This window comes from Candidatus Baltobacteraceae bacterium (assembly GCA_036559195.1).
GTDB lineage: Bacteria > Vulcanimicrobiota > Vulcanimicrobiia > Vulcanimicrobiales > Vulcanimicrobiaceae > JALYTZ01.
In genome coordinates this window covers 1-6201 of sequence record DATBTN010000053.1, presented here as the reverse complement: position 1 = coordinate 6201, position 6201 = coordinate 1, and the positions used below count along the sequence as shown (strand labels likewise).

The window sequence follows — 6201 nt, the reverse complement described above, 5'->3', positions numbered from 1 at the left end:
TTCGCCGATGCGGCGCCGGTCGCGCGATCGATGGCGACGCGTTTCGAAATCCACATCGCGGTGAGCGCGGAATTGGTTTTAGCCATCACCTCGGGCAATCGGCGTTGAACGACGGAGACGCCGATGGCGAGAACCCCGCCGGCCACGGCCGTGTAGAGCACGAGGGCGACGCAATTCGGAAAACCAACCAGCGCCGCAATTGCAATCAAGAGTTTTACGTCGCCGCCACCAAGAAGGCCGGAGGCGTGCAGGATGATGCCCAGCAGCAGCGCCCCGAGGACCACCAATAAGGCCCGCTCCAGAGAAGCAACGCCTTGGAGCGAGACGAGCGCGAGAGCGAGAGCGAGCGTCGATAGGGTGAGCCAATTCGGGACGCGACGCGTACGCAAATCGATGCAGGCCGCAATCGCACAGGAGCCGCCGCCTAAAAGGACGGTAGCAACCGTGATAAACGGGCTGTCGAATTGCTGAAAAGTCATAATAACTGCGTTTACATCGCGTTTGCGACGGTCGTGAAAAAACCAGCGACGCTCGAATAAACGAGTGTCAAAGCGGTGATGCACGCGACCGCGATAAGGGTCACGATGAGCGCATACTCGATCATGGTTGCTCCCGATTCATCTCGGAAGAACTTGTCCGCGTATGCGGTCATCGCGACCCCGCGCATCTCTTTAGAGATCCGTTCCGATTGTGTTGAACATGGTCGAGATTCTTCCGCCCAACAGCGTGATCGCAGCGATACATGCGATCGCGATCAGGCTGACGATCAGCCCATATTCCACGAGGGTTGCGCCGCTGTCGTCGCGGACGAGGTTTACCAGAGCTGTTTTCATTGATGTTCCATCTCCTTACGGAAGCGAATGAGTATGTGAGAACTGAACCTCAGAGGGGGTCGCCCGACTCGATGGACACGTTTGGATTCGGCGCACCCACTTTGTAGGTGGTCGTCGACGCGGGTCCGCCTTCGGTCAAAGCGGCATTCACCGTGATGATGCTGCCGCGGAAGTAGTCGGGAGCGATCGGCATCGTAATCGCGTACTTGCCTTCGGCGCTGGCAACGGTGCTCGAGGTGTTGAGGAGCATCGTCGGCAGATCGCGTGAAATCTGCCCGTACAGCGAAATGCGAACCGGCGCGTTCGGCGGCGCGCTGCCGAAGACGCTGAGCGTTTCCGCGCCCAGGCCCCCGATCGCGCTGACCGTCAGCGGTCCTTGTCCCGATGCCGGCGCCTGCGGCGGATCGACGCTCTCGGCGGCCGGAGCAGCCGATGAGCGCGCGAGCCGGCCCAGGATGATTGCCGTATTATCGGAGACGTAGACATCGCGGTTGCGATAGGTCGGGGCGACGTCGGCCGCATCCGGCGTTCCGTTCACCCAATAGAGACGGGACCCGGCGCGGATAACGATATCCATTCCGGGCTTAACGAGTTCGACCGCATTCTCGGGATTGCGCTGCATGTACCCGTAGCCGTCCTGATGCGCGACCGAGACGAGCGAATGCATCGAAGTTGCCGCCGATGCAGATACCGTCGCGGCTATAAGCGCGAAGCACGAACATACGAGTGGTAGATAAATCCGTCGGAAAGACACGCCGACCTCCTGACCCTGTAACGTTCGACCATCATAGCCGCACGGGCCGCGAGTTGGAAGTCACCCATGGAAACATTAACCGACCGTACACGTCGTGTTTATGCGTTAACGCCCTTCCCGCGTGGCATAATGTAGCCCAGTCTCTCCCACGGTCTGCGTTAAAGCATCGGGAGGTTTTCGGTATGTCTTGGGAGTTTAGCACGTGAAATATCTGCGACGAATTGCGGCCGCAGCCGCCGCGTTACTACTGGCAGTCAGTCTCGGAGCGGCAACGCCGCGAGCGGCACTAGCGCAAGACGTAAACTTCATCTCGATCGACTCGGGACACTCCGTGGTCCTCCCGATCGCCGGGCTTTCGCGCGTGGCCGTCGGCGACGGCACGATCGCCGGCGTCGTACCGATCGGCACCTCGCAGCTCATCATTAACGGTAAGCTTCCCGGACACACGACGGTCATCGCCTGGGCCGGTCAGCATCGCCTCAATTATGAAGTGACGGTCATCCAAGCCGGCCTCGACGACGTTTCGCAGATCCTCCGCGCCGCGATCCCGTATCCCAACGTGCAGGTCGTAAGTTTCGGCCGCTCCGTCCTCGTGCGCGGCACCGTTGCCGATATGCAGCAGTTCGTCGACCTCAGCAACATGGTCAAACGCTTTAACGGAACCGTCATTCAAGACAACGGCAAAGACAAAGCCGACAAGTTTGCAATCATCAATGCGGTCAGCGTCGCCCATTCGCTCGGGTCGATTCAAGCCGAGTTCAATAGCACGCCGGGCGTTAAAGATCTGCAGATCGAGCCGGACGACAAGGGCAACGTGATGGTCAGCGGCCGGGTGCACGATCGCATCCAGGCCGAACAAGTACTCCGCCGCGCAAAAACGCTCGCCGGCCCCTATCTGGCCAGCGACGGCAAGATCATCGACCGCTTAGAGGTTGCAACCTCGAGCCAGATCGGCATCAAAGTCTACGTGCTCGAAGTCGATCGCACGGCGCTCAGTCAGTTGGGCGTTCGTCTGCAGAGCGCCGTCCCGGACGATCCGATCAACCCAACGAAATACGCGTTAGGCGATCCCAGCTTTCCGGCTACCGAGGGTCCGGGTCCGGGCGGCCTCGGCAAAGCGCTCAACCTCGGTGCGTTTTTCAGAACGACGCGCCTGGCACCAACGCTCGATCTCATTATGAATAGCGGTCACGCTCGCGTGCTGTCGTCGCCCAATTTGGTCACGACGCCCGGCAACGAGGCCACGTTCCTCGTCGGCGGTCAGATCCCGTACGTTTTTTCGACCGGCCTCGGGCAGGTGAGCGTGGTCTTTAAGAACTACGGCGTACAGCTCAAGGTTCTGCCGACGATCATGCCCGATGGTTCGATCGAGACGAAGATCACGCCGGATATCTCGAATCTCGATTATCAGAATGCGGTACAAGTCAACGGGTTCTTCATTCCAGCGTTAAAAGAGAGCACGCTCTCGACCGACCTCATCACGCAGAACGGCCAGAGCGTGATCATGGGCGGACTTCTCAACCGAGTCGAGCAGCGCACCATCACGAAGATTCCGTTCCTAAGTGCCCTGCCGATCCTCGGCAAGCTCTTCGAATCGACCCGCTATCAGGATGGCCAGACCGACGTCGTCTTCGTTATGACCCCGGAGATCATCACGCAATGATCGCGTGGGCGGCCGCTCTGCTTGAGGACGACACGGGCGCGGCGTTGCCCGAATACGCGATGCTGCTAGCGCTTCTCAGCATGCTCTCGATCGCCTCGCTCGCAACGATTGCAACGCTGACGGAAAGTACGTTGGAGGCAGCCTACACGCACTTCGAGCAGCTTCAGGAAACACCGCCGCAATGAAGCAGCGGCGTCGACCGATCGCCGATCGCGGAAGTGCGCTAGCCGAGACGGCGATCATCCTAAGCTTTACGCTGCTTTTGCTCTTCGGTACGATGCAGCTCGCGCTCTCGGGCTATTTTCAGATGCAGCTCGACGCCGCGACCTTCGAATACGCCCATGCTTACGCGCTCGGCGTGACGGACACGGCCGGACTCGATCAAGTCAGCCAGCTCTTCCCAAACGTTCCGTCCACCAGCGTTGTGTTTTCGGCCTCGAGTCCCCCGCTCACGAACGAGCCCGTCAATTTTACCCAGTTCGGGCAATTAACCAATCGTTATGGCGGCGCATCGATCATACGCCCGCAGCGCCTCAATGCGGTAGCCCAACTAAGCGTAAGTAGTTTCGGCTTCCTCTCCCAGAGTACGATCCCGTTCTCGGCCGCCGATGTTGAAGGCCGCTATCGCGTGAGCAATCACGACGACGATGCGCAGGGAGCTGCGTACGACTCGCAGACCGTCTACAACACGCAAGTCGATCCGATCACCGTCGACGACCAAAACGTTCCGCCGTATTATTTTAACTTTGGATTCCTGTTCCATTGCGACCGGCTACCCGGCTGGGGCGCGAGCTGTCCGGGCGGCAGCGAGCACCTGCATTCGCTCGGAATGGCCGAGTACCTCAAGGACGGCGACGACACGGTTGACGGGAACTACGACATGACGACGACCGGCGTAACCCAAGGCGAGGCCTTTCAGGCGATGGCGTGTCATCAGCGCATGTACGCGCAGATCGCCCAAGATCTGCCGCCCGCAAAACCCGTTTACACGCCCGGACGGTTCTGGGACGAGAATTCCGGGCAAACGATGGGCGGCCAAACGGTTTCGTTTCGGCTGATCTACAGCTGGGACCAGAACAGCATCGTCGGAGCCGGGAACGGGCTCGGACGAACGAGGCCTCTCTCGCCGCTCAATGGATGCAGCAATGACAATTAATGACGCGAGGCGAGCGCGCATCATGCATGGCCAGCGCGGGCAAACGCTCCCGGTCTGGGCCTTCGGCATACTCACCGTGCTGACGCTGGTTGCCTTTTCGCTTAGCTACGGCTCGATGATCCAATGGCAAATCCGAGCCCAGAATGCAGCCGATTCGGCGGCGCGGGGCGTCCTTTCGATCCAGGCGACGCAATGGAATGAAATGGAATCCACCCTTCAAGCCGCAGCCGTCGAAGAATACCGCATTCGATCGATCACCCAAGGCTTGCTCATGGCTATCCACGGTGACGGCGGATGCGATGCGAGCGTTTCTACCGGATCGGCAAGCTGCGAAGTTATATACGAAAATTTACGCGCGCAGTACTTGAATTCGGTCTCACGATACACATCCGACGTAACCCTTCTTCACCGCATCATGCGACCCACGTTCGACGATCAAGTATCGGCGGTCAAAACCTCCCTCGCGCTCTATCAGCAAAATTGCGGACAGAACAACGGCGGGGACTGCGGATTCAATTATACGCTCGTAGTCGCTCGACCGCGCGTAGATCAGTTTCTCGAGGACGTCTACGCCGATTGCTGCAGCTTCGTCGTCGGCGGCGGCCTGCCGGCAAATCCGGCACTTAGCCGAAACTTCACCCCGATGGAGATCGAGGTCGTCGCTTGCGCCAACGTGCAGTCGCCGTTCCCCGCATTTCTTAGCTTCAAGGCTCCGACGTATACGGCCATCGGCCGGGCCGCCGCGACGACCATTATGGCGACGCAAGAGTTTATCTATCCAGGAACGATCATAAATCCGCGAACCAATCAACCATTTCAGGCCGTCGAATATCCCGACAGCGCGACGAATCAGGCGATCTTCGGTGCGCCGAACAACGACTTCTGGTACCGAGTCGATTATGGCGGAAACCCCGCAACGTCCGACGGCAAAGCCGGGTTCATCTACGTTCCGGGCAGCGACGGCTTGCTGACGGCCGATGGGTGGTGGAGTTCGATCGCCATCAATCCATTCGCCGGCAAATTAAATCTTGGAGTCGACTTCCAATGCAAGTAGCCGCGAAATGGCCATCCCAGCGCGGACAGGCGTTGGCCGAGACCGCGCTCATCCTTCCACTCTTCTTACTGCTGCTCTACGGCGTGATGTGGGTCGTTCGAGCCGGGGTGGTCAACGAACGTGTCCAGATTGCCGTGCGCTACAGTGGGCTGGTTTCTAACCAAAGCTCGCCCTATGTTGAGTACAGCATCTACGCGCTCTACAACAATCTTGAGGGGATCGGCTCGCCGCCGACCCTCGCGTGCTCCGTACCGGATTCGGCTGCCCTGCAAAACATCGCACCATTCCCAGGGCCGCAGACCAGCGCGTTCTGGCAACCCGGAACGACCGCCGGAACCTGCCGTTCGGACCATGCATCGCTGCAAGGCGGCGGCCTGATTCAACCGCAGGTCTTCACGCATACGCTTTCTTCTATTACCTCGCAAACGCCGATCGAAGGCGGGTTACTCACGAGCGCGCTCGGCTCGACCGCCCAGCAGGTTTCCGCAAGTCAAAACTACCTCGATGCACCGGGCCTCGGTACGGTACTCGTATGTTTCCCGGAGATCGACGATGCAGTATCGGCGTCGTTGCAAAATACGGCGCCGATTCTGCCGGTAGGCTCGATCGCACCATTACCCGCGATCCTGCCGACGACGCCGCTCACGCTCTCCGGAAGCTGCTGATCCCCGAGGCCGCTGCACTGCCAAGAACTCCGCACCAAGTCGGCAGTTTTACGAGCCAAATCGACCACGCCGTCAT

Annotated in this window: 9 protein-coding genes; 5 read left to right on the top strand and 4 right to left on the bottom strand. The window is 59.6% G+C overall.

Going from position 1 to position 6201, the window contains the following annotated elements; genetic code table 11:
- The 4 genes from VIG32_07820 to VIG32_07805 all read right to left on the bottom strand — a co-directional run.
- A partial coding sequence (locus VIG32_07820; protein ID HEY8297912.1) for an A24 family peptidase occupies positions 1 to 479 on the bottom strand: 479 nt, incomplete at its 3' end.
- Between the two features lie 11 nt (positions 480 to 490).
- A complete protein-coding gene (locus VIG32_07815; GenBank protein HEY8297911.1) occupies positions 491 to 652 on the bottom strand; it encodes a Flp family type IVb pilin in 162 nt (53 codons plus the stop codon).
- Between the two features lie 19 nt (positions 653 to 671).
- Positions 672 to 833, bottom strand: a complete 162-nt coding sequence (locus tag VIG32_07810; protein ID HEY8297910.1) for a Flp family type IVb pilin — start codon at positions 831 to 833, stop codon at positions 672 to 674.
- Between the two features lie 49 nt (positions 834 to 882).
- On the bottom strand, positions 883 to 1500 hold the full coding sequence (locus VIG32_07805) for a hypothetical protein (protein ID HEY8297909.1): 618 nt from the start codon (positions 1498 to 1500) through the stop codon (positions 883 to 885).
- A gap of 289 nt (positions 1501 to 1789) precedes the next feature.
- Here VIG32_07805 and VIG32_07800 point away from each other — a divergent pair, with 289 nt between their 5' ends.
- The 5 genes from VIG32_07800 to VIG32_07780 are packed head-to-tail and all read left to right on the top strand — an operon-like array spanning position 1790 to position 6125.
- Positions 1790 to 3250 carry a pilus assembly protein N-terminal domain-containing protein gene (locus VIG32_07800; GenBank protein ID HEY8297908.1) on the top strand — a complete coding sequence of 487 codons (1461 nt, stop codon included), beginning with the start codon at positions 1790 to 1792 and terminating at the stop codon, positions 3248 to 3250.
- The gene (locus VIG32_07795; protein ID HEY8297907.1) at positions 3247 to 3435 is read left to right on the top strand and encodes a hypothetical protein; all 189 of its coding nucleotides are present in this window, start codon (positions 3247 to 3249) and stop codon (positions 3433 to 3435) included. The genes VIG32_07800 and VIG32_07795 overlap by 4 nt, the downstream gene beginning before the upstream one ends.
- Positions 3432 to 4406 (top strand): TadE family protein, encoded by a 975-nt coding sequence (locus tag VIG32_07790; GenBank protein ID HEY8297906.1) that lies wholly within the window; start codon positions 3432 to 3434, stop codon positions 4404 to 4406. The genes VIG32_07795 and VIG32_07790 overlap by 4 nt, the downstream gene beginning before the upstream one ends.
- Before the next feature lie 22 nt (positions 4407 to 4428).
- On the top strand, positions 4429 to 5460 hold the full coding sequence (locus tag VIG32_07785; GenBank protein HEY8297905.1) for a Tad domain-containing protein: 1032 nt from the start codon (positions 4429 to 4431) through the stop codon (positions 5458 to 5460).
- Entirely contained in the window at positions 5451 to 6125 is a 675-nt protein-coding gene (locus tag VIG32_07780; protein ID HEY8297904.1) for a TadE/TadG family type IV pilus assembly protein, read from the top strand. Before VIG32_07785 ends, VIG32_07780 begins: the two co-directional genes overlap by 10 nt.
- The last annotated feature ends 76 nt before the right edge of the window (positions 6126 to 6201 follow it).

Coding starts and splice junctions, on each gene's coding strand:
- VIG32_07805 (HEY8297909.1), bottom strand. CDS start 1,500: ATGCATTCGCTCGTCTCGGTCGCGCATCAGGACGGCTACGGGTACATG.
- VIG32_07795 (HEY8297907.1), top strand. CDS start 3,247: ATGATCGCGTGGGCGGCCGCTCTGCTTGAGGACGACACGGGCGCGGCG.
- VIG32_07815 (HEY8297911.1), bottom strand. CDS start 652: ATGACCGCATACGCGGACAAGTTCTTCCGAGATGAATCGGGAGCAACC.
- VIG32_07785 (HEY8297905.1), top strand. CDS start 4,429: ATGCATGGCCAGCGCGGGCAAACGCTCCCGGTCTGGGCCTTCGGCATA.
- VIG32_07810 (HEY8297910.1), bottom strand. CDS start 833: ATGAAAACAGCTCTGGTAAACCTCGTCCGCGACGACAGCGGCGCAACC.
- VIG32_07780 (HEY8297904.1), top strand. CDS start 5,451: ATGCAAGTAGCCGCGAAATGGCCATCCCAGCGCGGACAGGCGTTGGCC.
- VIG32_07790 (HEY8297906.1), top strand. CDS start 3,432: ATGAAGCAGCGGCGTCGACCGATCGCCGATCGCGGAAGTGCGCTAGCC.